At 65.9% G+C, this 25,059-nt stretch carries 19 protein-coding genes and 1 pseudogene; 12 read left to right on the top strand and 8 right to left on the bottom strand.

What is annotated here, in order from left to right:
* The first annotated feature begins 41 nt into the window (after positions 1-41).
* The 4 genes from VKI00_RS01410 (at position 42) to VKI00_RS01395 (ending at position 4,288) form a co-directional block, all read left to right on the top strand.
* Positions 42-332, top strand: coding sequence for a metal-sensitive transcriptional regulator (locus VKI00_RS01410; protein WP_324434714.1), 291 nt, complete (start codon positions 42-44; stop codon positions 330-332).
* 152 nt (positions 333-484) lie between these two features.
* The gene (locus tag VKI00_RS01405; RefSeq protein WP_324434745.1) at positions 485-1,669 is read left to right on the top strand and encodes an MFS transporter; all 1,185 of its coding nucleotides are present in this window, start codon (positions 485-487) and stop codon (positions 1,667-1,669) included.
* Between the two features lie 138 nt (positions 1,670-1,807).
* Positions 1,808-2,860: a L,D-transpeptidase gene (locus tag VKI00_RS01400; RefSeq protein ID WP_324434713.1), complete on the top strand. Its 1,053-nt coding sequence runs from the start codon at positions 1,808-1,810 to the stop codon at positions 2,858-2,860.
* Between the two features lie 96 nt (positions 2,861-2,956).
* Positions 2,957-4,288, top strand: a complete 1,332-nt coding sequence (locus tag VKI00_RS01395; protein WP_324434711.1) for a hypothetical protein — start codon at positions 2,957-2,959, stop codon at positions 4,286-4,288.
* 17 nt (positions 4,289-4,305) lie between these two features.
* Here the strand turns inward: VKI00_RS01395 and VKI00_RS01390 are convergent, their stop codons facing one another.
* Positions 4,306-6,291 (bottom strand): M13 family metallopeptidase, encoded by a 1,986-nt coding sequence (locus VKI00_RS01390; RefSeq protein WP_324434710.1) that lies wholly within the window; start codon positions 6,289-6,291, stop codon positions 4,306-4,308.
* Between the two features lie 99 nt (positions 6,292-6,390).
* Between VKI00_RS01390 and VKI00_RS01385 the strand changes: the two genes are divergently transcribed.
* Entirely contained in the window at positions 6,391-7,014 is a 624-nt protein-coding gene (locus VKI00_RS01385) for a hypothetical protein (RefSeq protein WP_324434708.1), read from the top strand.
* Positions 7,011-7,700 carry a hypothetical protein gene (locus tag VKI00_RS01380; RefSeq protein WP_324434706.1) on the top strand — a complete coding sequence of 230 codons (690 nt, stop codon included), beginning with the start codon at positions 7,011-7,013 and terminating at the stop codon, positions 7,698-7,700. Before VKI00_RS01385 ends, VKI00_RS01380 begins: the two co-directional genes overlap by 4 nt.
* Before the next feature lie 6 nt (positions 7,701-7,706).
* Here the strand turns inward: VKI00_RS01380 and VKI00_RS01375 are convergent, their stop codons facing one another.
* From VKI00_RS01375 to VKI00_RS01365, 3 genes are read right to left on the bottom strand one after another with little or no spacing between them, the layout of a single operon-like run.
* Entirely contained in the window at positions 7,707-8,126 is a 420-nt protein-coding gene (locus VKI00_RS01375) for a CoA-binding protein (protein ID WP_324434704.1), read from the bottom strand.
* The gene (locus tag VKI00_RS01370; RefSeq protein ID WP_324434702.1) at positions 8,126-8,665 is read right to left on the bottom strand and encodes an XRE family transcriptional regulator; all 540 of its coding nucleotides are present in this window, start codon (positions 8,663-8,665) and stop codon (positions 8,126-8,128) included. Before VKI00_RS01370 ends, VKI00_RS01375 begins: the two co-directional genes overlap by 1 nt.
* Entirely contained in the window at positions 8,662-11,643 is a 2,982-nt protein-coding gene (locus tag VKI00_RS01365; RefSeq protein ID WP_324434700.1) for an MMPL family transporter, read from the bottom strand. Before VKI00_RS01365 ends, VKI00_RS01370 begins: the two co-directional genes overlap by 4 nt.
* Before the next feature lie 337 nt (positions 11,644-11,980).
* On the opposite strand from VKI00_RS01365, the gene VKI00_RS01360 reads away from it, so the two are divergent.
* Complete coding sequence (locus VKI00_RS01360) at positions 11,981-12,538, top strand: hemophore (protein ID WP_324434743.1); 558 nt, start codon at positions 11,981-11,983, stop codon at positions 12,536-12,538.
* On the opposite strand, the gene VKI00_RS01355 is transcribed toward VKI00_RS01360, so the two are convergent.
* The gene (locus tag VKI00_RS01355) at positions 12,531-13,709 is read right to left on the bottom strand and encodes a YbhN family protein (protein ID WP_324434698.1); all 1,179 of its coding nucleotides are present in this window, start codon (positions 13,707-13,709) and stop codon (positions 12,531-12,533) included. The two genes, VKI00_RS01360 and VKI00_RS01355, sit on opposite strands and share 8 nt — an antisense overlap.
* 106 nt (positions 13,710-13,815) lie before the next feature.
* Between VKI00_RS01355 and VKI00_RS01350 the strand changes: the two genes are divergently transcribed.
* A complete protein-coding gene (locus VKI00_RS01350; protein WP_324434696.1) occupies positions 13,816-14,970 on the top strand; it encodes an AI-2E family transporter in 1,155 nt (384 codons plus the stop codon).
* Here the strand turns inward: VKI00_RS01350 and VKI00_RS01345 are convergent.
* From VKI00_RS01345 to trmB, 3 genes are read right to left on the bottom strand one after another with little or no spacing between them, the layout of a single operon-like run.
* Entirely contained in the window at positions 14,967-17,978 is a 3,012-nt protein-coding gene (locus VKI00_RS01345) for an MMPL family transporter (protein ID WP_324434695.1), read from the bottom strand. The genes VKI00_RS01350 and VKI00_RS01345 overlap by 4 nt on opposite strands.
* A 48-nt stretch (positions 17,979-18,026) precedes the next feature.
* On the bottom strand, positions 18,027-18,668 hold the full coding sequence (locus VKI00_RS01340) for an NYN domain-containing protein (protein WP_414687094.1): 642 nt from the start codon (positions 18,666-18,668) through the stop codon (positions 18,027-18,029).
* A 50-nt stretch (positions 18,669-18,718) separates the two neighbouring features.
* The gene (trmB, locus tag VKI00_RS01335; protein WP_414687093.1) at positions 18,719-19,519 is read right to left on the bottom strand and encodes a tRNA (guanosine(46)-N7)-methyltransferase TrmB; all 801 of its coding nucleotides are present in this window, start codon (positions 19,517-19,519) and stop codon (positions 18,719-18,721) included.
* A gap of 206 nt (positions 19,520-19,725) precedes the next feature.
* Here trmB and VKI00_RS01330 point away from each other — a divergent pair, with 206 nt between their 5' ends.
* The 4 genes and pseudogenes from VKI00_RS01330 to VKI00_RS01315 form a co-directional block, all read left to right on the top strand.
* Positions 19,726-20,685: a hypothetical protein gene (locus VKI00_RS01330; RefSeq protein WP_324434740.1), complete on the top strand. Its 960-nt coding sequence runs from the start codon at positions 19,726-19,728 to the stop codon at positions 20,683-20,685.
* A 101-nt stretch (positions 20,686-20,786) separates the two neighbouring features.
* Positions 20,787-22,334, top strand: a complete 1,548-nt coding sequence (locus tag VKI00_RS01325; RefSeq protein WP_324434739.1) for a hypothetical protein — start codon at positions 20,787-20,789, stop codon at positions 22,332-22,334.
* A 155-nt stretch (positions 22,335-22,489) separates the two neighbouring features.
* Positions 22,490-24,319, top strand: a complete 1,830-nt coding sequence (locus VKI00_RS01320) for a phosphoenolpyruvate carboxykinase (GTP) (RefSeq protein WP_324434691.1) — start codon at positions 22,490-22,492, stop codon at positions 24,317-24,319.
* Positions 24,320-24,544: 225 nt separating this feature from the next.
* Positions 24,545-25,059: pseudogene (locus VKI00_RS01315) on the top strand (sodium:proton exchanger); the annotation flags it as partial.

The raw sequence follows: 25,059 nt of genomic DNA, 5'->3' as shown, positions 1-25,059 counted from the left end.
CGCCGTTACGCCGAGATCGACACCAAGATGCTGGAGATGAGATGACACCCGCACGCGGATACTCGTCGCAGAAGGACAACTACGCCAAACGGCTGCGGCGCATCGAGGGGCAGGTGCGTGGCATCGCCAAGATGATCGAAGACGACAAATACTGCATAGACGTCCTCACCCAGATCAGCGCCGCCAACAACGCACTGCGATCGGTGGCGCTGAACCTGCTCGACGAGCACCTGGGACACTGCGTCAGCCGCGCGGTCGCCGAGGGCGGAAGCGAGGCGGACGAGAAGCTGGCCGAAGCCTCCGCCGCGATCGCGCGACTCGTCCGGTCCTGAGCGCTAACGCGATCAGCGCATTGCATGGTTGAGTAGTGGCCGTGGGGCCAGCCCGTACCTACGGAGCAGCGCGATTGCGCCGCTGGCGGACTAACCCCCCAACGCAGGAAGGCCGCGCCGCTTCGAGCGGGCCGTGGACACCGCGGATCGCGATGCAGTTGGCCGTGTTGGCCGCGGCGGCCTTCATCTATGTGACCGCCGAAATTCTGCCGGTCGGTGCGCTGCCCGCGATCGCGCGCGGCCTGCACGTGAGCGTGCCCATGGTCGGCACGTTGCTGGCCTGGTACGCGCTGGTGGCGGCGGTGACCACGATTCCGCTGGTCCGTTGGACCGCGCATTGGCCGCGGCGCCGTGCGCTGCTGCTGTCCTTGGCGTGCCTGACCGCATCCCAGCTCATCTCGGCGGTGGCGCCCAACTTCGCCGTGCTGGCCGGTGGCCGGGTGCTCTCGGCGATCACGCACGGCCTAATGTTGTCGGTCCTCGCACCGATCGCCACTCGGCTGGTCCCGGCCAGCCACTCCGGACGTGCGACAACGATGATCTACGTCGGCATCAGCCTGGCGGTGGTGGTCGGAAGCCCGGCCACGGCGGCGATGAGCTTGCTGTGGGGCTGGCGGGTTGCTGTCGTCGCGGTGGCCGCGGTAGCCGCCGTGGTCACGGTGGCGGCCTGGGCCGTACTGCCGGTGCTGACGTTGACCCAGGAGCAGCTGGCCCACGTCGGGTCGGGGGCGGGGCATTATCGCAATCGGCGGCTGGTCATCGTGAGCTTGCTCACCATGGTCGCGGTCACCGGCCACTACATCTCCTACACCTATATCGCGGTGATCATCCGTGACGTCGTCGGTGTGCGGGGACCGGCTATTGCCTGGTTGCTCGCCGCTTATGGCGTCGCGGGACTGTTGGCGATGCCGCTGATCGCCCGGCCGTCGGACCATCGGCCCAGAGCGGCGGTCATCAGCTGCATGGCGGCCCTGTGGGGGACGTTCCTGGTGCTGATCGCGCTGGCTTTGCACGGTTCGCACGTAGCGGCGGGCTTAGAGATCGAAGCGATCGGGATCGCCGCGATCGCGTTGTGGGGTGCCACCGCCAACGGTGTGTCTCCAATGCTGCAAGCTGCGGCGATGCGCGCCGGAGCCGACGACCCGGACGGGGCGTCCGGGCTGTACATGGCGGCCTTCCAGATCGGCATCATGGCCGGATCCTTCGCCGGCGGGCTGCTGTACGAACGCAGCGTGCTGGCGATGTTGGCCGCGTCAGCGGTCCTGATCGGCGCCGCAGGCGCCGGGATGACCGCCGAGAGACAGTTGTTTGACGTCCCCGCTGACGGGCACCGGTAGAATCTGTCGTAACGATCGACAACACCGCAGGTCAGCGGCCTATAAGGGGCCAGCGTGGCGGCTAAATCAAGACTGCCGAATTAGTAGACGGTGTAACCGCTAGGCATACTGGGTTGAGACGTGACTGGAGGAATACATATGTCGCGAAGGACCGTGACTCCTTTCGTCGCTGCGCTGAGCGCGGCGGGAATGACCGCCGCACTGACATTGGCGTGCGGTTCGGCGTTGGCTGACCCGGAGCCGGCACCGCCGCCACCGCCCGCGCCGGGCGTGGACGCCCCTGCGCCGCCGGCACCGCCGCCGCCCGCTGACCCGCTTGCGGCACCGCCGGCGCCGGCGCCGGGGATCCCTGCACTCCCGCCCGCGCCGGGCGACCCGTTGGCCCCGCCGGCGGCGGCGCCGGGAGCGGTGCCTGGAGCGACGCCGGCCGCCGTTCCGGCGGGGCCGGTTGTCGGGCAGAACCCGCAGCCGTTCGTCGGCGAGCCGCCTTTCGTGCCGCCCACCTTCAACCCGGTCAACGGCGCGACGGTCGGGGTCGGCGAGCCGATCATCATCAACTTCGCCCGCCCGATCGCTGACAAGGCGATGGCCGAACAGGCGATCCATGTGTCATCGACCCCGCCGGTGTCCGGCAAGTTCTACTGGCTAACCCCCAGCCAGGTGCGGTGGCGCCCGCTGAGCTTCTGGCCGGCGCACACCGCGGTGCACGTCGACGCCGCGGGCACCCAGAACAACTTCGTCACCGGCGATTCGCTGATCGCCACCGCCGACGACGCCACCCACACGCTGACCGTCGCCCGCAACGGAACAGTGGAGCAGACCTTCCCGATGTCGATGGGTATGGCTGCGGGTGGACACCAGACGCCGAACGGCACCTACTACGTGCTCGACAAGAAGGCCAAGGTGGTCATGGACTCGTCGACGTACGGGGTGCCGGTCAACTCGACGTACGGCTACAAGGTGGACGTTCAGGACGCCGTGCAGTTCGACAACAGCGGTGACTACGTGCACAGCGCGCCGTGGTCGGTGTCTGACCAGGGCAAGCGCGACGTCAGCCACGGCTGCATCAACATCAGCCCGTCCAACGCAAGGTGGTTCTTCACCAACTTCGGCGCCGGCGACCCCGTCATCGTGAAGAACTCCGTCGGGACCTACTCGAAGAACGACGGCTCGAACGACTGGCAGCTCTAATAAGCTGACACTAGCGAAATCAAGGCGGGATGATGCCTGCGCCAATAAATGTGCGGTTTTCGTACCGTCCCTTTATTTTGCTGCTAAGAATCGGTCATGGCTGATGATCCATGTAGCGCCAACGTGGGCTGGAGCATCATGGCGGGTGCGGGTGCCGATTCGACACTCGCCGGAGTATTGGCCGGCTTCCTGATCGTCGCTGCAACGGCGCTGCTCGCACAATGGAATGATCGGTCCGATCCCGACACGTTCGCGTTGTTCGCTTCTGGGGTACCAGCCCTGACGCTATCCAGCTATCTCTTCACCGTATTGGCGGGCTCGCAACCTGTCTCGGGATATTGTGGCCAAATGTGGGGCCAATGGCTCTCTGCATTCGCGCTGCTATTAATCGGCGCCGCCGTCCTCCTGTGTGGCTTAGGATGGGCGCTCGTAAGTTACAGCGACAACCTGGCGGTGAAGCTGCTCGAGATAAACCGTCCGATGGAAAGGGTAGAAAAAACCCGCAGATTCTTCATCAGTTTGTGCGGATGCCTCTCGCTCGGCGGTACCACAGCGATGACATGTTGGCTACTTTCCGCCGCAATTGTCTACCTTAAAGCCACCACCACCAGGAAGAGTTGGTGGGGCAAAACGGTTTACCCGTCTTTTGAATTCCTCCACATCAAGTGGTACGAGATGTTCTTTGTGTTCCTTTTCGGCCTATACGTCGTCGTCCGTACTGCGTATCTTGTTATCTCCCGCACACTTGCTGCCAGGCGAGAAAACGTTGCTTCATGCATTGGGTATACCCCGCGTGATACCACGCGAGTGAATGTTGCTTCACACACTGGGCCTACCCCGGCCGTCTTGGAGTCTCGCACTCCACTCGACGTCCGGAAATACAAACGCGCAGAGCGCGCGCGCGACGAGATTTGCATCGCCGTCGCTATAGCATTATTGACGCTACTTGCGGTTGTTTTGACGAGACAAGCCGTTGACGAGAAGTTTTCGGTCGCGGCGACCTGGGGCATTATCGGCCTTTTACTCGGTGTATATATTATCGCTCGATTGGCTTACTGTGGTGTGGTCCGATTCTGCGGTCGCACGCTTCCAGAGGAAACCGCGGACAAGAGATTCGCCGATGCCGATGCCAGGGTTCAAAAAACGCGCTCCCTTGAAAAACCGGAAGACGCGATCCGAATCAAGTACTCGCTTCAAAGGCTTGGCGCGACCTCCTACCACGTCGTCATCTTTGCCATTGTGGGAACGCTGTTCGCCGCGGCATTGACGCAGGGATCGTTCTGGCCCGGGATGACTACCGTATCCCTTTGGCTCGGGGGCTTGTACCCCGCCTGTATGTTCCTCGGGCTAAGTTACGCGGTCCCTGGGGGGTCGACTACAAAGTTGCCGGCATGGAAAACGTGGCGAGGCTGGAGCCTTCTGCCCTGATCTAGCGCTCGGGCCGCCTAATTCCAGATCCTGACCCGGCGTTGCGGGTCCAGGTACAGCTCGTCCTTGTCGGCGACGCCGAACGCGTCGTAGAAGGCGTCGATGTTGCGAATGACGCCGTTGCAGCGGAACTCCGGCGGCGAGTGGGGGTCGATGGCCAGCCGCCGTATCGCCTCGGCGTCCCGTGACTTGGTGCGCCACACCTGCGCCCAGCCGAAGAACACCCGCTGCACGCCCGAGAGGCCGTCGATGACAGGAGCGGCCTCGCCGTTGAGCGACAGCTCATAGGCCAACAGCGCGATGGAAAGACCGCCCAGATCGCCGATGTTCTCGCCCACGGTGAACGCGCCGTTGACGTGGTGGCCGTTGTCCAGCCCGCGCGGCGTGTAGACATCGTACTGCTCGATCAGCGCTTTGGTACGGGCGCCGAACTCGGTGCGGTCGTCGTCGGTCCACCAGTCGACCAGATTGCCGTCGCCGTCGTATTTGGCGCCCTGGTCGTCGAACCCGTGCCCGATTTCGTGGCCGATCACCGCGCCGATACCGCCGTAGTTGGCGGCGTCGTCGACGTCGGGGTCGAAGAACGGTGGCTGCAAAATGCCTGCGGGGAAGACGATTTCGTTCATGCCTGGGTTGTAGTACGCGTTGACGGTCTGCGGGGTCATGAACCACTCGTCGCGGTCGACCGGGCCACCCAGCTTGGCCATCTCCCGGTCGGAGTTGACCTCGTTGCCGCGCCGGTAGTTGCCGTAGAGGTCGCCGCGGTCGATCACCAGCTTCGAGTAGTCCCGCCATTTGTTCGGGTAGGCGACTTTGGCGGTGAACTTGTCCAGTTTGACCAGCGCGCGTTGCCGCGTCTCCGGGGTCATCCAGTCCAGGTTGCTGATGCTGACCCGATACGCCTCACGCAGGTTAGCGACCAGCGCGTCGATGCGTGCCTTGGCATCGGGCGGGAAATGCTTTTGGACGTAAAGCTTTCCGACGGCGTCGCCCAGCATGCCTTCCACCAGCCCGACTCCGCGCTTCCAGCGCTCGCGGATCTGCTCGGTGCCGGTAAGCCTGCGGCCATAGAACGCGAAGTCCTCGGCTACCAGCGCATCGGTGAGCAATCCGGCGCGGGCGTGGATAAGGCGCCAGCGCGCCCAACTCTTCCAGTCGTCGAAATCCTCGTTGCGCCAGAGTTCGGCGAACGTCGTCACGTAATCCGGTTGGCGCACAACAAGTTCAGCGACGGCTTCGGGTGTGCTGCCCAACGCCGCCACCCAGGCCGGCCAGTCGAAGCCCACTGCCTCGGTCTGCAGATCGGCGAAGGTGCGCAGGTTGTAGGTGAGGTCGGCGTCGCGCCGCTTGACCACATCCCAGTGCGCGGCGGCCAGTTTGGTCTCCAACGCCACGATCCGTGACGCGGTCTGGCGATGATCGTCGGGCGTGCCGCCGTAGACGAGCGCGAACATCCGGGCGATGTGATCCGGGTAGGCGGCCAGCAGCTCGGCATGCTGCTCGTCGCGATAGTAGGACTCGTCGGGCAGTCCCAGCCCCGACTGGCTGACGTGAACCAGGTAGCGGGTGGAGTTCTTGGAGTCGGTGTCGACGTACACACCGACCCCACCGCCCACGCCGGTACGTTGCAGGGCACCGACAACGGTCGCGAGCGCGTCCGGGTCGGCGGCGCCGTCAATCGCCGCCAACTCGTCGAGCAGCGGTTGCACGCCCCGCTGTTCGACCGTCTCATCGTCCAGGAAGCTGGCGTACAGATCGCCGATGCGTTGCTCGTCGGTGCCGGGCGCCGATATCTTCTCGCTGACTTCGGTGATCAGGTCGCGCACCTGGACCTCTGCCCGGTCGAACAACGAGCGGAAGGCGCCGTCGGTGGCGCGGTCGGCCGGGATCGCATAGTCGGCCAACCAGCGGCCGTTTACATGGCCGAACAGGTCGTCTTGGGGGCGGGCACGAGCGTCGACATGGCTCAGGTCGATGCCCGAGCGGATAGCTTCTACCGTCACGCCACCATTGTTCCTTAAGCCGCCAGGCTGTATCGGATCGCCGGGCTTCTCCTCATCGCCCTGCGGGCTCTGCATCGTCGCCCGGCTAGGCTCACGGCCATGCCCGACGCCGAGCAGACCAGGCCAGCCGCCGACGACGGCGACGACGAGGCGGCGCCCGACGACGTGCACGGCCCGGCCATCTCCGGTTATGGCGTCGCTTCGGCAGCGTTGGGAGCGCTCACCGTGGCGGCTATCGCCCTGGCCGCGGTCATCTGGGTGACGCACCGCAGCGACGTTGACGAGCGCGGTTACCGAAGCCGAGTCATGCAAGCCGCCGTCGACTGGACGGGCGTGCTGATCAATATGAACACCGGCAACATCGCGGCCAGCCTGCAGCGGCTGCACGACGGGACCGTCGGGGAACTCAACGCCGATTTCGACTCGGCCATGCAGCCCTATCAGCAAGTGGTCCAGCGGCTGCAATCGACCAGCCACGGTCAGGTCGAGGCGGTCGCGGTCGAAGCCGTGCACCACGACCTCGACGCCCAGCCCGGCACTCCCCGGCCCGCGGAGCAACTGCCGGCCTCGATCGCCCGTCGGACAGAAACGGTGATGGTGGTCGCCACGTCGGTCAGTGAGAACGCCGGCGGCAAGCCGCAGACCGTGCACTGGAACCTGCGGTTAGGCGTCTCCGACGTGGACGGCAAGCTGATGATTTCGCGGCTCGAGTCCATTCGATGAGAAACGCCTGGAGAGTCTTCGCGTTCGACATCGCCGCGCCGCTGGCCGCGATCTGCGCGCTGCTGGCGATCGGGGTCGTTCTGGCCTGGCCGCGGTGGTGGGTGTCGGCGTGTTCGGTGTTGGTGCTGCTCATCGTCGAAGCGATAGCGGTGAATGTCTGGCTGCTGCGCCGGGATTCAGTGACCGTCGGCACCGACGACGACGCGCCCGGTCTCCGGTTAGCGGTGGTGGCGCTGTGCACGGTGGCGGTGGTGTCGGCCGTGCTAACCGGTTACACCCACTGGACGTTGCCGGACCGGCGGTTGAAGTCCGACTCGGCGGAGGTGGTGCGGATAGCGACCGGGATGGCCGAGGCGACGGCCACCTTCTCGCCGCAAGAACCGACGGCCTCCATCGACCGGGCCGCGGCCATGATGGTGCCCGAACAGGCGACCGCATTCAAGGACAATTTCGCAAAGGCCACAGCGGATTTGGCGCACCGGAACGTCACCGCTTCGGCTTCGACGCTGGAAGCCGGCGTCGAAGCGATCGGGCCGTCTGCGGCCGTCGTGGCGGTGGTGCTGCGCGCTACCCAGAACACGCCGGGTCAGCCGCCCAGCAACGCGGTGCTGGCGCTACGGATCACACTGAGCAAGCAGGGCGATCATTGGCTGGTCCTTGACGTGTCGCCGATCAACGCCCGCTAACGACGGTCAGCGCAACCGGGCGTGCTCGACCATGAGGCAACGATCCATCACCACGTGCATACCGGCGGCTTCGGCGTCGTGGCCCACTTGTTCGTGCCATAAACCTTCTTGCAGCCAAAGGGTTTTCGGTCGTTGCGCAAGGGCCAGGATTTCGGCCAATACCGATGGCAGCTCCTCGTACCGACGGAACACGTCGACCATGTCGGGCACTACAGGCAAGTCGGCCAACCGCGGATAGGTTGGGGCGCAGTCGATCTCGGTGATGGTCGGGTTGATCGCATAAACCTGGTAGTCACCCGTCGAGAGCAGATACGAATAGATCTCGTGACTCGGCCGCGCCGGTTTGTCCGAGGCGCCGACCACCGCGATGGTGCGGGTCTCGGCCAGGATCCGTTGCAGCGTCACATCGTCGGGCTGGTCGAGCATCAGTGGCTGCGGGGCGGCCGGTGCGGCGCGCGCGGACCAGGCTGCTGCGGTGGCTGTGGATTTCGGGCCTTCGCGAACCGGTCGGACAGCCGGCGCATCCGGATCATCAACGATGCCGTCGGGCTGGTCGTGGCGGTCAGGTAGGCGCCCAGCTCGTCGACGGGCACTCCGATCCGGGACGCGAATTCGGGCGTCTTCAGCCCCGACCGCTCGATCAGCAACCGGACGTGGCGGGCCACTTCGGTGCGCTCGTTGGCCTCGAGGTGTGCGCGGGCGCGGTCCAGTACCTCCGCCAGCGCCTTGGAGATGCCGTACGGCCGCGAGCTCTCCAGCACTTCTTCGACCTGGCGTGCGGTGCGCCCGTACGGGTCGCGTTTGATCGCGACCGCGATCTGCTTCCAGGTGGCGATGTCGCCACCTTCCAGGGCCGAGCGAATGGCCGAGGTCGGCCAGAACTCCACGGGCCGCTCGGCATTGCGAGGGCGGGCGGGGGATCGATGCGGCGCCGGTCCGTGGCGTCGGTCGGGTGCCAACGTCACCTCGCCTCCTCCAACATCGCCACTGCCACCGACAGGCAGCGCTGCCTGACCTCCTCCCAGTCTGCCTTTCCATCCGGACCGGGCCAACTATCGTCGTCGAGATCCGACGGATGTGGGTCCGCGAGCCGCCGGACCAACTGGGTAGCGATCCATTGCCGCCTGGGTGATTGACCAGAGTAATACCTATCCATCCCGGCCAGTACCAATGCGGCGGTCTCGGCCTCCATCGTGTCGACCAGCTCGGCAAATTCGGCGTAATCCCGGCTGCTGTTGCGCGACATGATCAGGTAGCCCATGAGCCGCAGTGTCTCTGCACCGGTCGGGATCTGCAGCCGGTCGCCGGTGGGCAACTGCACGTGGGTGATTTCCATCGGGCTGCGCCGCTCGAACGTCGGGTGGTCGGTCTCGGCCTCGGTTTCCAGCGCGTCGAGAGCGACCGAGAGCCGGCCGCGCCACAGCGTGACCGGATGTACGGGCCGGACCGCGCGCGGTGCCGCGCGGCCGGCCCCGTTGCGGTGCGGCAAGCCGCCGGTCAACTTTTTGGTCGTCGTATGACCGTTGGTGCCGGCCGCCGTCCCGGCAACGACCAATTGATGCGTGCTGGCGTCATCTCCGCCCTTGACGTGTTCCCGCAGTGCGCCGTTGCGCCCACATCCGGTGAAAGCCAGCGGGTCGGCCACGGTAATCGCGTCCGGGATCAGGTGCTTGAGCCTGGCCGCGGACTTCAGCACGATCCGAAGGTCTGCGGCGGGCACTACAGGCGCCAAGATGTCCTCGGGGATCATCAAGACATTGCCGAGATCGACTGTGGGTAAAGGCTTTTCGAAGTCAACCGATGGCAGGATGCGTTCCAGCCAACCGGGCAGCCACCAGTTCCAATGGGCAAACATCGCCATCAGGGCGGGCACCATCACCAGCCGCACCACGGTGGCGTCCACCGCGATCGCGACGGCGCAAGCCACCCCGATCTCGGCCACCAGCGGCATACCGGCGAACGCGAAACCGATGAACACCGCGATCATAATCAGCGCGGCGCTGGTGATGGTGCGCGCGCTGGTACTTACGCCGTAGGCCACGGCGTCGCGGGTGTGACCGGATTGCAGGAACCGTTCCCGGATTCGGGTCAGCAAGAAGATCTCGTAGTCCATCGACAAGCCGAACGTCATGGCCAGCACCAGCGGTGGAACGGTGCTGTCGATCGAGGTGATCGGCGCGAAGCCCAGCTTCTCCAGCCAGCCCCACTGGAAGACCATCACCAAACTGCCGTATGCCGCGGCCACCGACAACACCGTCATCAGCACGCCCTTGAACGCCAAGAACACCGACTGAATCGAGATCAGCAGCATGACGAACGCGATCAGCGCGACGAAAACCAAGACCAGCGGTTGGGTCCTGGACACCTGGTCGTCGAAGTCTTTGATCAGCGCCGTCGGTCCGCCGACGTCCACCTGTGCCGAGCCCTCGCCTGCCGCGGGTAGGCGGGCCCGCATCCACGCGATGCTGCTGCGCGCGCCCAGGTCCTCGGGATCCACTGACAGCACACCGGACAACATCGCGCTGGTGTTGTTGTCGGCGAACACCGGCGGTGCCACCGATACGCTGGGGCCGGGCGCCTGCGCCATCTTTTGGCTGACCGCCGTCAGGGTCGCAGTGTGCGTGGGCGAGGACGCGTCCCCGTTGGGGAAAGTCACCAGCACCTGCACCGGGCCCAGCGCGCCGGGCCCCAGCGCCTCGGCCGCCGCGGACACCCCGGCGCGAATCTCATGCGACGAGTCGAATTGCCGAAGCAGGCTGTTGCCCAGCACCATCGACAGCGCGGGCACCGCCATGGTGATGAGGACCGCCGATGCCACCAACGCCGAGATCCACGGCCGGCGCATGACCCCGCCGATCCAACGACTCCAGAACCGCGACTGCGTCGTTTCGGGTCGCCGCGACCAGTGCAGCACCGCGGATCTCTTGGCGGCCGCCCGGCCGAACGTCGCCAGCACCGCGGGTGTCATGGTGGTCGAGGTCAGCATCGCGACCGCTACCGCGAGAATCGCGCCGGTGGCCATGGACGTCAGCGCGGGGGTGTCGATCAAATAGATCCCGGTGAGCGAGGCCACCACGGTCATCCCGGAGAGCACCACGGCAAGGCCGGACGTCGCCATCGCCGCATCGACCGCCTCCTGCGGCTGGCGTCCGGCGCGCAGTTCCTCGCGGAAGCGCATCAAGATGAACAGCGAATAGTCGACCGCCAGGGCGATGCCGAACATCGACACCGTCGAGGTGACGAAGACCGACATCGTGGTGTAGGCCGACAGCAGATAGACCAGGCCCATGGTGATGGCGACGGTGCAGATGCCCAAGGCCAGCGGGATCGCGGCGGCGGCAAGCGAACCGAACACCGCCAGCAACACAATCAGGATGATCGGAAGGTTCCAGCGTTCCGCCGCGGCGATGTCGTGTTTGGTGTTGGCCGCCGCCGCCGTGCTCAGCGCGCCCTGGCCGATGACGTACAGCCTGACCCGGCCGTTTTCCATTTGCCCCGGCCGCTCGCCCTGGACGCCGACCTTTGCCCGCAGCTTCTTGGCGGCGTCGCTGGCGCTGCTGTTGTTGGAGGAGTCCAGTCGCAACGACACCACATACGGCCGGTCGGGCGCCGGTGCCGGCTGGGCCGAATTTTTCACCACCGCGACGTCGGAGACCTGGCCGGCGACTTGCTGCAGAAACGTTGCAGCGGCGTTCATATCTTCGTAGCTGGCGTCCGCGCGCGGCGCCGCGACTAGCGCCAACGGCGACGTGCCCTGGTCGGGGTAATGCGCCTCGAGTTGATCGTGGACGCGCAGCGACTGGGATCCGGCCACCTCGAAACCGCCGCCGGTAAGGTGACCCGACTGGGTCACCGTCAGGTAGATCGCGGGTATCAGCGCGAGCAACCAACCTGTGAAGACCAGCCAGCGAAATCTGCGCAGGTTGCTGCTTAGGCGCATCATGAAGTGCTGGATTTCGGTCTCCCCGCATCAGGTTTAGCGGCGACCCCGCTGCGCCCGGCTTCGCCGCGCCATTGCGATCGCCGCTAACGTCGCGTGCAGGTCAGCGTACCCCAGCAAGCTATGTGACCGGGCGCGCTGAGCTGCAACAACTCGGCAACGATGTCGATGTGACGAGTTTCTTCCGCGCTGAATTGGCGGGCCCGCCGGAACGGATGGCAGGATGGCCGGTGGGCGTTAGCGGTTTGTTATATCCGGCCGCTGATCGCAATCGTGTGCGGGGCCGACCCAGATTCGCAAGCCCATAACGGCAAGCCATAAGGAGCTACCTATGACGTCCCTGATTGGGAGTAGCGCGACGTTGCGCCGACGGCTGTTCGGCGTACTGACCGCCACCGCGCTGGGTGGTGTCACCGCGGTGGTGCTGCTGTCTGCGCCGTCGGCGGTCGGCGCGTCTGATCCCTGTGCTGCCAGTGAGATGGCGCGGACGATCGGCAACGTCGCCAGGTCCGCCGGCGACTACCTGGACGGGCATCCGGAGACCAACCAGGCAATGACGAGTGTCTTGCAAGAGCCGGCCGGACCGCAGTCGGTCAACGCGATGAAGGCGTACTTCGACGCCAATCCCAAGGCGGCGAGCGACATGCAGACGATCGCGCTGCCGCTCGCGAGGTTGTCGAGCCGGTGCAAGCTGCCGATCAGCCTTCCTCAGGTGCTCGGCTTCATGCAGAGCGCGCAGGGCGGCCTTCCGGGCGGGCTGCCCGGCGGCCTGCCGAATGCCGCGGCGCAGGCCATCAACGGCGCCCAGGGCGCGCTGCCTTCGGGCGGCGTTCCGGCTGCGGCGCCGGCCGCACCCGCCGGGCCGGCGATGATGCCGGGGCTGAGCGCCGTTAGGTAGGCGTTCGCCTAGTTCTGCGCAGAGTCTCGGCGGCCGGATCCGGTGGCGGCAGTGGGCCCTGTAGCGCATCCCCGGGCAACTCCACCGCGGCGGGGTCGGCTGCTGACGCATCGCGGGTCTCAGCGTCGATATCGATGTCGTTCTCGGTGCGGAACATGAAGAAGAACACCACCCAGCCGACGGCGGCCAGCAGCAACCAGCTGATCAACCGGTAGATCAACATCGTCGAGATGGCGCCGGACAACGGCATCCCGCTGGAGGCCAAACCGGGCACCAGCACCGCCTCCACGACCAACAGGCCACCGGGCATCAGCGGTATCGTGCCGACCGCGCGGGCGGCCGCACAGGCCACCGTCAACCCGCCAATCGATGCGTGATACCCGGCCGCGTACGCGGCGAAGCCCAGGCAGGCGACGTCGGCGAACCGGTTGACAAGTGACCAGCTGAAGGCCGCCGCCAAGTCGCGCCGGCTCAGGCTGACCGACTCCAGCTGGGCGAGCATCTGGCGCCACTTCGCCAGGCCGGTGTCGGCCGGTCGACCGCGGACCGAGTTGACCCACGACAACACCCGGCACCCGATCCCGTCGATCAGCTCGGGCCGCGACGCCACCGCCTGGGCCAGCAGCAACAACGCGACGAAGCCGCCCAGTGTAAACAGCAACGAGAACGGGTTGTTCTTCGCGCCGAGGAAAAACGCCCCGCCCAGACCAAGCAGCGCCAGCCCGCCCGCTTGCAGCACACCCGACATCACCAGCTGCCACGACGCCACCAACGTCGACGCACCCCAAATCCGTTGCTGCCTAAGCAGAAACGTCGCAGCCAGCACCGGACCACCGGGCAGCGTCGTGCTCAGCGAATTGGCCGCGTAGTAGGCGGCTTCCGACCGCAATTTTCGGACATGCACCCCCGCCGATGCCAGCAAGGTCCGCTGGACCTCGGCGAAGCTGTGCATCAAGACGACCGCCGACAGCGCCGAGGCCAGCAGCCAGTACCACTTCGCCGACAACAGACTCTTGGCGGCCTTCGCCAGCTGGTCCCACACCAGCGCCACCTCGACCGCCAGCACGATCGCGACGACGCCCAGCACAGCCCAGCGCACCCACCAGTACTTGCCGCGGGCCCGTTCTTCGTCGTGACCGTCGACGTTCGTGGCCGGTGCGTCGCGAGACACGTAATTCAGCGTAGCCGCGCGGGTCGCACCAGGATCGCTGCCCGGCACCGGTGTCCGCACTGTATTTGCACGGTGACATACGGTCCGGCGGTTAGGCTTGACGATTATGCCGTCGAAGGCCGCCGACGAGTCCGTAGAACCCATCGTTCGGAAAACGGCCGCCTGGTCCTGGCGGTTATTGGCCATCTTCGCCGCCGTGATGGCGCTGTTATGGGTAATCGCGCGGCTGGAAATCATCGTCGTACCGGTGCTACTGGCGCTGATGTTGAGCGCATTGCTGGTCCAGGCGGTGGATTGGCTGGACCGTCGGGGGGCTCCCCGCGGTGGCGCGGTCGCCCTGGTGCTATTGACCGGCTTCGCGATTCTGGGCGGCATCATGACATTCGTCATCAGCCAGTTCATCATCGGTTTGCCGGATTTGGTCAACCAGGTCACCCGCAGCATCGACACCACCCGCAACTGGCTGATCGAGGGGCCGCTGCATCTGAGCCGCCAACAGATTGAGAACGCCGGCAACGCGGCGGTTCAGGCACTGCAGAACAACCAGGCGAAGTTGACCAGCGGCGCACTCTCGACTGCGGCCACGGTCACCGAAATCCTCACCGCGGCACTGCTGACGATGTTCACGCTGATCTTCTTCCTCTACGGCGGGCGCAATATCTGGGCCTACGTCACGAAGATCTTCCCTCCCGGCGTCCGGGACCGGGTACGCGCCGCGGGCAACGCGGGATACGGCTCGCTGGTGGGCTACGTGCGGGCCACTTTCCTGGTGGCGTTGGTCGACGCTGTCGGGATCGGCACCGGTTTGGCCATCATAAGCGTGCCGCTGGCGCTGCCGCTGGCTTCGCTGGTGTTCCTCGGCGCGTTCATCCCGCTGGTTGGTGCCGTCGTCAGCGGCTTTCTGGCGGTGATAGTCGCACTGATCGCGAAGGGTTGGGTCTATGCGCTCATCACGCTTGGCTTGCTCATCGGCGTGAACCAGCTCGAGGCGCACATTCTGCAGCCATTGGTGATGGGCCGCGCGGTGTCGATCCATCCGTTGGCGGTGGTGCTGGCGATCTCGACGGGCGGTGTCCTTGCCGGAGTCGTCGGCGCGCTGCTGGCCGTCCCGACGGTTGCGTTCTTGAACAACGCGTTCCAGGTGCTGCTGGCCGACGATCCCGCCGCCGAGGCGAAGCAAATCGAAGACCCGGAGTCCACGGCGACGGTGATGCAAGCCGAACCCGACGAGCCGGAGCCCGAAAGCGCGACGAAGAGCTAGATCCGGCCTTCTCGGCGCAGCAAATCCTGAGCACTGAGCCCGCCGCCGCGGCGCTGACGGGTCCGATCGCCGCCGTCGGTGTTTTTGCCGCGGGCGTTCAGTTTCTGGGTGGCGACGTCAGGGTCCTTCTCATCCCGTGGGGGAGTCGGGATGGCGGTGGTGGCTTGGTCTTCTAGGTCCTCGTCTTTAGGCCGTTGCCCCGACGGGTGTTCATTGGGAACCTGAATCGCCCGGGTTTGATCGGCAGACGGCTTCGACGGCGGCGGCATGGTGCCGCGTGGATCGGCGGGACGGTCGTTCGGCTGTGGTCCCCGCAATTCGCTGAGCCAGGACTCTATTTCGCGATCGTCGCCGCGGGGCGGCTGTGGCCCGGGCGGCGGGGCCGCGGGTGGGCGACCGGTGACGGGAGACGGTGATGCGTTCTGCTGTGCCGAGAAGCGTGTCGTAGGAGGCTCTTTGGGCTCCGGGCGTCCGGGCGCGCGCATCTTCGTGGTGCCTGCGGCCGACGGCGTGTCCTGGGCCGGCGGCCGGTAGTCCGGCCGAGGGGCCGGCCCGGCAGGTCTGCCCGGCCTCGGCGGAACGGGTGGAGCCGCTGGAGTCTCAGCGCCCGGGTGGGTGGGGTCGTGCGGTGGACGCGGTGTCGTGGTCGCGGGGGTGGGCGCGGCGACCGCCGGCCGCTCGGCACGGGAACGTGCGACGGGCCGCTTGCGCTCGTCGGGTAGATGAATCTCGCCGAGCCCGATGCGGTTCTGCAGGCGCTTCATCCACATCGGAGCCCACCAGCAGTCGTCGCCGAGCAGCTTCATCACCGACGGCACCAGGAACATCCGGATGACTGTGGCATCCAACAGCAATGCTGCCATCAACCCGAACGCCAGGTATTTCATCATCACCAGGTCGGAGAAGATGAACGAGCCGGCGACCACGGCGAGCACGGTCGCCGCCGCGGTGATGATCCGACCGGTGGCCGCGGTACCGATCCGGATGGCCTCGGCAGTCGACATGCCGCGCGCTCGAGCCTCCACCATCCGGGACACCAGGAACACCTCGTAGTCGGTCGACAAACCGAAGACGACCGCGATGATCAGACCGATCACCGGCGCGGTCAGCGGCGTCGGCGTGAAGTTCAGCAACTTGGCGAAGTGGCCGTCGACGAAAATCCACGTCAAGATGCCCATCGTCGATCCGAGCGTCAATGCGCTCATCACCGTGGCCTTGATCGGCAGCACCAGCGATCCGAACGCCAGGAACATCAACAGCGTGGTGGTCGTCAACAGGATGACCAGCATCAGCGGCAGCTTGCTGAAAATGCCGTGGATGGCGTCCTGCTCGAGCGCGGGTGTGCCGCCCACCAAAACGGTCAGCCCCTTCGGTGCGGAGATGGCCCGCAATTCGTTGATTTTCTTGGCCGAGTCATTGGGGTTCACCAGCCCGTTCTGGATTACCCGTACCGAGGCGTTCTTGGGATGGCTGGTCGCATTGGGTCCTGCGACGCAAGGATTATCGGCGACGGTCGGGCAGGGGCGTTCCTGCCAGCTCTTGTCAGTGAACCCGCTGATCGAGCCGACGTCGTTGCGGATCTCGGCGACCTGCTGATCGGTGACCTTGCCGCCGTTGTTGCTTTCGATCACCATGGTGAGCTGCTGCGTGCGGTAGCCCGGAAATAGCTGGTCGAATTTCTCCTGTGCCAGCCGGACCGGGTTGCTCGGCGGGAGGTACTTCTCGCTGAAGCCACCGAGCTTCAGGTTGCCCAGCGGGATGATCAGCAGGATCATCGCGACCACGATCGGAATGGCGAACACCAACGGGCGCTTCATCACCCGGTTGACGAGCTTGCCCCAGAACTCCTGCTCGACCTCTTCCCGGGTCTTGGTCTTTTGCAGCAGGCCAGCTAGCCAGTTCAGATATACCCGCGACGGCTTCCAATTCGCCAAGAACGGCACCTTCAACAGGGTCCGCACGCCCAACGCGTCGACGTGATGGCCGAGGATACCCAGCACGGCCGGCAGGATCGTGATCGACAAGATCGCGGACAGCATGACCGCCGCGATGACGGCATAGGTCAGCGATTTCAAAAAGCCTTGCGGGAACACCAGCATGCTGGCGCCGGAAACCGCGATCAGCACCGCCGAGAACGTCACGGTGCGCCCGGCCGTCATCATCGTGCGGCGAACGGCGACCTCGCTGTCGTAGCCCTCGGCGATCTCCTCCCGGAACCGGCTCACCACGAACAGCCCGTAGTCGACGGCGATACCCAGGCCGATCATCGTCACCACCGGTTGGGCGAAGAAGTTCACCGGACTGAACATCGCGATGAATCGCATGATGCCCAGCGCGCCGGCGATAGCCAGACCGCCGACCATAACCGGCAGGCAGGCAGCGATCACCCCGCCGAAAACCAGGAACAACACCACCGCCACCAACGGCAGGGCCAGAACTTCCATCCGTTGTTGGTCTTTTTCGATGGTGCCGGTCAAGCCGTTGGCCACCGGCTCGAGGCCGGCGACTCCGACCTTGCCGCCATCGAGCTTTTGCAGGTCGGGCGCGATCTCCTTGTAGTTGTTGAGGATGGAGTCGTCGCTGTCGCCCTTGAGCGGGATGGACACGAAGGTGTGTTTCTTGTCCTCGGTCGCCATGCCTTTGACAACCGGGTCGGTGGAATTCGGTGCCGCGAGGTAGCCGACCCAGCCGAGTACCTGGTCGGGATGGTCTTTTTTGAACTTGTCGAGCTGATCCTTGATCTGCTTCGACCAGTCCGGGTCGTCGACCGTCTTGCCTTGCGGAGCGGTGAAAGTAGCCACGATGTGGCTGGTCCGGTCGCGGCCATAGGTGTCGTCGCCGAGTACGGACGCCTTGACCGACTGACTGGTGTCGTCGAAGAAACCGCTCTGCGTCACGTGCTTGCCGAGGCTGATCCCGAAGATGCCCGCGCCGAGGCACAGCGCCACCATGACGCCGATTACGATGAACCGGTAGCGGTAAACAGTTCGACCCCACCAGGCGAACACGTTTCTCCTTAATGCATCTGTTGCGGCTCGGGTATTGGTTTTCCAGTGTCAGACACGCGAGGTCAGCAACGCAGACAGCGGCCGGAACGGTTGCAGCCACGCCCCCTTCTCAGGCAGCGAATCGAGGCCGATCCGCGGCAGCGGCTCCCGGAAAACACCCGCGATGTCCTCCAGGTCAACAAACTCCAAGGTATCCGACGCTAGCGCCCAACTAGCATGTTCGCGAAATCCGAGCACCTGAACGGGTACCCCGCCACGCGAGATGTCCTCAAGTGGCTGGCGGAAAGCTTGACCATCGGCGGAAGCCACCACCAGCGCCGCCAGGCCGTCGGCGCTGCGCTGCGCGATGTGCTCCAGCATGTCGCTGTCGACATCGCTGTCTTCGTCGAGCTTGGGCTTGGCGAAGACGGCAAATCCCACATTGCGCAGCGCATCCACCCACGGCCGGACCACCTCAGCGCTGCCCGGCGCGATGTTGGTGAACACTGTGGCCTCGGGTTCGGCCGAGACGTCCCCTCGATTGGCGCCGACCTCGGCGGTGCGGGCCAGCAACCAGCGGCCGAGCGCGTCGAAGCGCGGGCGCTCCAGTGCGGTGGGCCTGCGGCCCAGGATCGATCCAAGGCCCATGTCCAGGTTCGGCGCGTCCCACACCAGCAACACCCGCTGAGCGGTCGATTCGACGTTGGGCATAGCCTCGCCCGGCGGCGGTGCCGGTTCGGTGGTTGTTTCTTCGGTCAGGCTCATGGTTGTCGTCTTTCCCAGAGCAATTCGGAGACGGCGCTACCGGAGTGCTGTGCCTTGTCTTCGTATTTTGTAGTCGGGCGCACGACCGAGATCGCCAGGTCGACGCGGGCCGCTCCGACCCGCGCCAGGCGGGGTTCGGCGTCACCGACCTCGGCGATCTGCTCGGCATACCCCGCATGATCGGTGGCGGCGTGCAGCACACCTCCGAGACGGAGCCGGTCAGCGATCAGGGCAACCGTGGCGGGCTGGAGCAGTCGGCGCTTGTGGTGCCGGGCTTTGGGCCATGGATCGGGAAAGAACACCCGGACTCCGCTCAGCGAGCCCGGTGTGATCAGGTTTTCCAGCACGTCGACGGCGTCCCCGCGGATCAACCGGATATTGGTGACGTTTTCCCGGTCGATGGCGGAGAGTAGCTGTGCCAGCCCGCGGCGATAAACCTCGACGGCGATAACATCGACCTCCGGCTCCGCGCGCGCCATCGCCAGCGTGGAAATTCCTGTGCCACAGCCGATTTCGAGTACGAGCGGAGCATCACGGCCGAACCAGGCGCGGGCATCCAGCGGCTCGTCCGACGCATCGGGGCTGTGCTGCGGCGCGGCCATCATCCCGAGTTCGGGCCACAACCGCTCCCAGGTCCGCTGCTGGGCGGGCGACAACGCCGAGCGCCGCGACCGGAAGCTGGTGGTCCGCCGATATCCGCCGGCAGAGTGCGCCGCAGGCAGGGTGTCTGGCGGCGGTGTCGGCGGTGTGGCCGCTTCCACCGGGGGCTGCGCACGCATCCGTTCATCGTTACCCATTAATCGATGATGTTGCCTCCCGCAGCCCAGATTGATACCCAACAGTTGCCTTCGACTGGTAGCGGGTGGCTCGCATCCAGGCGGCGCAGATGTCACCATTCGAGCGGCAGACCCGGCCCGTCGCGTTGTCACCACTCGGCGACAATAGGCAGTCCTGGAGTAATACCGGCATTTTGCGGGTACGGATCTAGCCGGCGAAGCACAAGATCGGACAGGGGCGTCAGATTTTCGTCGATGAGCTGAAGCGATTCGCCACCGAGGTGGCGAACTCCCGCTGCACCGCGATCGCCGATCGGCTCGATGCGCCGCTGCGGGTGGCCGTATCCGGACGTCGCGGCGTGGGCCGCAGCACCGTGGCGCACGCGCTGGCGCGCGCTGCGGAGATGCGCGGAACATTCACAGTGACGTCAGCGGAAGCCGACGTTGACGTCTACGTCATCGCTGAAGTGGTCAAACCCGAGGATTGTGACGCGATCGCCGCGGCCGGTCGGCCGGTCGTGGCGGTGCTGAACAAGGCGGATCTGATCGCCAGCGCGGCGAGAACCCGCTGCGCCGAGCTTTCACCGCGTATCGGTCTACCGATCGAGCCGGTGGTGGGATTGCTCGCGGTCGCCGTACTCGACGATGTGCTCGACGACACGCTCTGGACTGCGCTGCGGGTGCTGGCCGGCCGACCCGGCGGACACCCGGTGGCGGCGGAGCTACGGACGCGGCTGCTTGACGCCCTCGACAGGTTCGGCGTCGAACAGGCCGTGGCCGCGATCCGTCGCGGCGCGACCCGCGATCAGGCTCGCGCCGTGTTGCGCCAACTGAGCTGTATTGACGACGTCGTCAACAAGATCGGGTCGGCCGGCGCGCAGGTGCGCTACCGGCGCATGCTGGACGCCGTCGCCGAATTGGAGACGTTGGCTGTCACCGACGCGCGAGTCGGCGAATTCCTGTCTCGCGACGACACGGTAGTCGCGCGGATGGCGGACGCTGTCGACGTCGTCGAGGCGGCCGGCATGAGCGTCGATCGCTGCGACAGTGCCGCGGCGTATCTGCGCCGCGCCAAGGGCTGGCAACGCTACAGCGGTGGCCCCGTGACAGGCTTGCACCGCGCCTGTGGCGCGGACATCGTCAGGGGATCGCTGCGGCTATGGTCGAAGGTCGGGAGTTCAGCGTGACCGACCGCGCCGACGACGATGCAGAGCGCAGCGATGAGGAGGAGCGGCGCATAAGCCAGGCAGGCAATGGCGCAACCGCCGCAGAAGACGCAGTAGATGCGATGGTGGCGGCCATCGGTCCGCGCCTGGGTGCGCCCACCACGCAGCGCCGCGACGTGGTCCTGGTGACCGGGCCGTGGCTGGCCGGGGTCAGCGGCGTGGTCGCGGCGCTGAGCGAACGGCTGCCCGAGCGCACGTTCGTCGAGTCGGCCGACCTGGCGACGGGCGAAGCAGCCATGGCGGTGGTGTTCGTCGTCTCGGCGGCGGCCGCATTGACCGAGTCCGACTGCGCGCTGCTTGACGCCGCGACCGCCGATACCGACGCGGTCATCGGTGTGGTGTCGAAGATCGACGTGTATCGCGGCTGGCGTGATGTCCTGGCCGCCGACCGCGACGTTTTGGCGGCGCACGCGCCGCGCTACCGCGAGGTGCCGTGGGTCGGCGCCGCTGCCCTGCCCGAGCGCGGTGAACCACGAGTCGACGACCTCGCCGCCGCCGTGCGTGAACAGCTCGCCGACACCGACCTTCCGCGACGAAACAGGTTGCGGGCCTGGGAATCCCGACTGCAGAACGTCGCCGATCGCTACGACCGGGATGCCGATGGCGCGGGTCGGCGGGCGCGGGTCGAGGCGTTGCGAGAGCAGCGCAGCGGAATCCTGCGGCAGCGACGGCTGTCGAAGTCGGAACGCACGATCGCGCTGCGCAGCCAGACCCAGCAGGCTCGGGTCCAGCTGTCATACTTCGCCCGCAACCGCTGCGCCTCGGTGCGCTCCGAGCTGCAGGAAGACGCGGCAGGCCTAACCCGGCGCCAGCTGCCGGGGTTCGAGGCCTACACCCGCGGCCGCCTCGACGAGGTAATCACCGAGGTGGACGAGGGCACCACCACACATTTGGCTGACGTCGCGAAAAGCCTGGGACTGGCGGTCGAGCCGCCCGGGCCCGCCGCGCTGCCGACGATCGAGGTACCGGCGCCGCAGCTGAAGTCGCGGCGGCTGGAAACCCGGCTGATGATGCTGGTGGGCGCGGGGTTCGGGTTAGGTGTGGCGTTGACGCTGAGCCGGTTGCTGGCCGACCTGACTCCCGGCCTCACGCTGGCTGGGGCCGTCGCATGCGCGGCGATCGGGCTTGCGCTGACCGTCTGGGTGGTCGGCACCCGCGGCCTGCTGCGCGATCGCGCATTGTTGGATCGTTGGGCCGGCGAGGCGACCGCACAGCTGCGATCCGCACTCGAGCAGCTGGTCTCGACCCGGGTGCTGGGAGCCGAGTCGACGCTGACCGCGGCGCTGGGCGAGCAAGACGAGGTGGAGAGCGCTCGGGTCAGCGAGCAGGTCGGCGTCATCGACACCGAGCTGCGCGAGCACGCCGTCGTCGGGGCGCGCGCCGCGGCGCTGCGAGGCCGGGAGATGCCGACGTTGCAGGCCGCGCTCGAGGCGGTGCGAGCCGAACTCGGCGAGGCTGCGGCGACCGACGACGTGGCAGCGAAGACCGAGCCCGCCGATACCCCGGCCTCCGATTCCGGCACCCCGGCCGACCCGTCGGTAACCTCCAATGCCGGCAACGATGAAATTGACGAAACTCCGTCGGCAAATACCGCCGATAACGTGTTCTGAATCGTTCTTGTGAGTGATCCAATACCCGCCCGACCTGCCCAGGCGATATACCCCGCGATAACCTGTACAAAGGGCCACCGCAAAGCCGCACGGGCGAAATGGCCCGCTCTGAGCCATAGAGCCGCCGCCTACGCATGAGAGTGCAGGAGATTTCGATGACTTCAGCGACCGTTCCCGGTCTAGATACCGCGCCGACGAATCACCAGGGCCTGCTGTCCTGGGTGGAGGAGGTCGCCGAGCTGACCCAGCCGGACCGGGTGGTGTTCGCTGACGGTTCTGAGGAAGAGTGGCGGCGGGTCTGCGAGCAGCTGGTGGAAGCGGGCACCTTCAAGCCGCTGAACCCGAAAAAGCAGCCCAACTCCTACCTGGCGTTGTCGGACCCCTCCGACGTGGCGCGCGTCGAATCGCGGACCTTCATCTGTTCCGAGCGCGAGATCGACGCCGGTCCGACCAACAACTGGATGGACCCGGCCGAGATGCGCTCGACCATGACCGAGCTGTACCGCGGTTGCATGCGGGGCCGCACCATGTGGGTGGTGCCGTTCTGCATGGGCCCGCTCGGTGCCGACGACCCCAAGCTGGGTGTGGAGATCACCGATTCGGAATACGTGGTCGTTTCGATGCGGACCATGACCCGCATGGGCAAGGCGGCGTTGGAGAAGATCGGCGACGACGGATTCTTCGTCAAGGCATTGCACTCCGTCGGCGCGCCGCTCGCCGACGGGCAAAAAGACGTCCCGTGGCCCTGCAACGACACCAAGTACATCACGCACTTCCCGGAAACTCGCGAAATCTGGAGCTACGGTTCGGGTTACGGCGGAAATGCCCTTCTGGGCAAGAAGTGCTATTCGCTGCGAATCGCTTCAGCGATGGCGCGCGACGAGGGCTGGCTGGCCGAGCACATGCTGATCCTCAAGCTCATTTCCCCCGAGAACAAGGCGTACTACTTCGCCGCGGCATTTCCGTCGGCGTGCGGCAAGACCAACCTCGCGATGATTCAGCCGACCATCCCGGGCTGGCGCGCCGAAACGCTCGGTGATGACATCGCCTGGATGCGGTTTGGCAAGGACGGCCGGTTGTATGCGGTCAACCCGGAATTCGGCTTCTTCGGGGTGGCGCCGGGCACCAACTGGAAGTCCAACCCCAACGCCATGCGGACCATCGCCGCGGGCAACACCGTCTTCACCAACGTCGCGTTGACCGACGACAACGATGTGTGGTGGGAAGGCCTGGAGGGCGAGCCGGATCACCTGATCGACTGGAAGGGCCAGGACTGGATTATTCGCGAGACGGAAACCAAAGCTGCGCATCCGAATTCGCGGTACTGCACGCCGATGTCGCAGTGCCCGATCCTGGCGCCGGAATGGGACGACCCGCAAGGGGTGCCGATCTCGGGGATCCTGTTCGGCGGCCGCCGCAAGACCACGGTGCCGTTGGTGACCGAGGCCCGCGACTGGCAACACGGTGTATTTATCGGTGCCACCCTGGGTTCCGAGCAGACCGCCGCCGCCGAAGGCAAGGTCGGCACCGTGCGCCGCGACCCGATGGCCATGCTGCCGTTCCTGGGCTATCACGTCGGCGACTACTTCCAGCACTGGATCGACCTGGGCAAGAACTCAGACGAGTCCAAGCTGCCGAAGGTGTTCTTCGTCAACTGGTTCCGCCGCGGCGAGGGTGGCAAATTCTTGTGGCCGGGCTTCGGCGAGAACAGCCGGGTGCTGAAGTGGATCGTCGACCGCATCGAGCACAAGGCCGGCGGCCAGGACACCCCGATCGGTATTGTGCCGGCCGTCGAGGATCTGGACTTGGACGGGCTGGATGTCGATCCCGCCGATGTGGATAAAGCGCTCGTGGTCGACCCGAGCGAATGGCGCGAGGAACTGCCGCTAATCGAGGAGTGGTTCGAATTCGTCGGCGAAAAGCTGCCGACCGGCGTTAAGGACGAGTTCGAGGCGCTCAAGCAGCGGCTCGCCGAAGCCGACTGATTAGTCACCCGCACGTCAATTGTTCGCAACCGCGGCAGGGTAGCCACATCCAAAGTATCGGGTAGCCGAAGTTCCGATTGTGGGCTCGCTGACCAGCAAGTTTCAGCCAGGGTGCTTGATTTATTGGTAGCTCGGCTATGTTGCTGGATCATCGCTCGGACGGTATGTTTTCGGGCGGGGTGATCGTAAGCCCTTACCGCTTCGACGATCCCAGGCGATGTGCATATGACGACCACGGCCCCCGGCGCTGTTAGCGCTGCCGCGTCGTCGCGGTTGTTGTTTCGCCCGTTGGGGATCGTCGCTGTTTTCATCTGCCCGGCCCTGGTGGTGCGCGTCCTCGGCATCCACCCAAGTCCGATCCTGGGCCTGATCACCTATGGAGCCGCCGTCGTTGCGGCCAGCTTCGTGCTGGCGTGGGCCGCAGAAGCCGCCCAGATCGACGTCTCGGGCGGCCTTGCGGTCGCGGTGCTGGGGGTCATCGCCGTCCTGCCCGAGTACGCGGTCGACCTGTACTACGCCTACACCGCAGGCCACGTGCCCGAATACACCCAATACGCCGCGGCGAACATGACGGGCTCAAACCGGCTGCTGATGGGCCTCGGCTGGCCGGTCGTCGTGCTGGTCAGCATCCTGGTGGCACGCAGGGCCACCGGCCGCAAGGTCGGCGAACTGGATCTCGACGTCAGCAACCGGGTGGAGATCGGCTTCCTGATGTTCGCCGGGGTGGCCGCCTTCCTGGT

Source organism: Mycobacterium sp. (genome assembly GCF_035314665.1).
Lineage (GTDB): Bacteria > Actinomycetota > Actinomycetes > Mycobacteriales > Mycobacteriaceae > Mycobacterium.
Note: the sequence above shows the minus strand (reverse complement) of the source record. Positions and strands in the feature narration are given on the sequence as shown.

What these genes read in the sequence shown, in the direction of transcription:
- VKI00_RS01410 (WP_324434714.1), top strand. Translation starts at nt 42, where the DNA reads ATGACACCCGCACGCGGATACTCGTCGCAGAAGGACAACTACGCCAAA.
- VKI00_RS01405 (WP_324434745.1), top strand. Translation starts at nt 485, where the DNA reads ATGCAGTTGGCCGTGTTGGCCGCGGCGGCCTTCATCTATGTGACCGCC.
- VKI00_RS01400 (WP_324434713.1), top strand. Translation starts at nt 1,808, where the DNA reads ATGTCGCGAAGGACCGTGACTCCTTTCGTCGCTGCGCTGAGCGCGGCG.
- VKI00_RS01395 (WP_324434711.1), top strand. Translation starts at nt 2,957, where the DNA reads ATGGCTGATGATCCATGTAGCGCCAACGTGGGCTGGAGCATCATGGCG.
- VKI00_RS01385 (WP_324434708.1), top strand. Translation starts at nt 6,391, where the DNA reads ATGCCCGACGCCGAGCAGACCAGGCCAGCCGCCGACGACGGCGACGAC.
- VKI00_RS01380 (WP_324434706.1), top strand. Translation starts at nt 7,011, where the DNA reads ATGAGAAACGCCTGGAGAGTCTTCGCGTTCGACATCGCCGCGCCGCTG.
- VKI00_RS01375 (WP_324434704.1), bottom strand. Translation starts at nt 8,126, where the DNA reads ATGCTCGACCAGCCCGACGATGTGACGCTGCAACGGATCCTGGCCGAG.
- VKI00_RS01365 (WP_324434700.1), bottom strand. Translation starts at nt 11,643, where the DNA reads ATGATGCGCCTAAGCAGCAACCTGCGCAGATTTCGCTGGCTGGTCTTC.
- VKI00_RS01350 (WP_324434696.1), top strand. Translation starts at nt 13,816, where the DNA reads ATGCCGTCGAAGGCCGCCGACGAGTCCGTAGAACCCATCGTTCGGAAA.
- VKI00_RS01340 (WP_414687094.1), bottom strand. Translation starts at nt 18,668, where the DNA reads ATGCCCAACGTCGAATCGACCGCTCAGCGGGTGTTGCTGGTGTGGGAC.
- trmB (WP_414687093.1), bottom strand. Translation starts at nt 19,519, where the DNA reads ATGGGTAACGATGAACGGATGCGTGCGCAGCCCCCGGTGGAAGCGGCC.
- VKI00_RS01325 (WP_324434739.1), top strand. Translation starts at nt 20,787, where the DNA reads ATGGTGGCGGCCATCGGTCCGCGCCTGGGTGCGCCCACCACGCAGCGC.
- VKI00_RS01320 (WP_324434691.1), top strand. Translation starts at nt 22,490, where the DNA reads ATGACTTCAGCGACCGTTCCCGGTCTAGATACCGCGCCGACGAATCAC.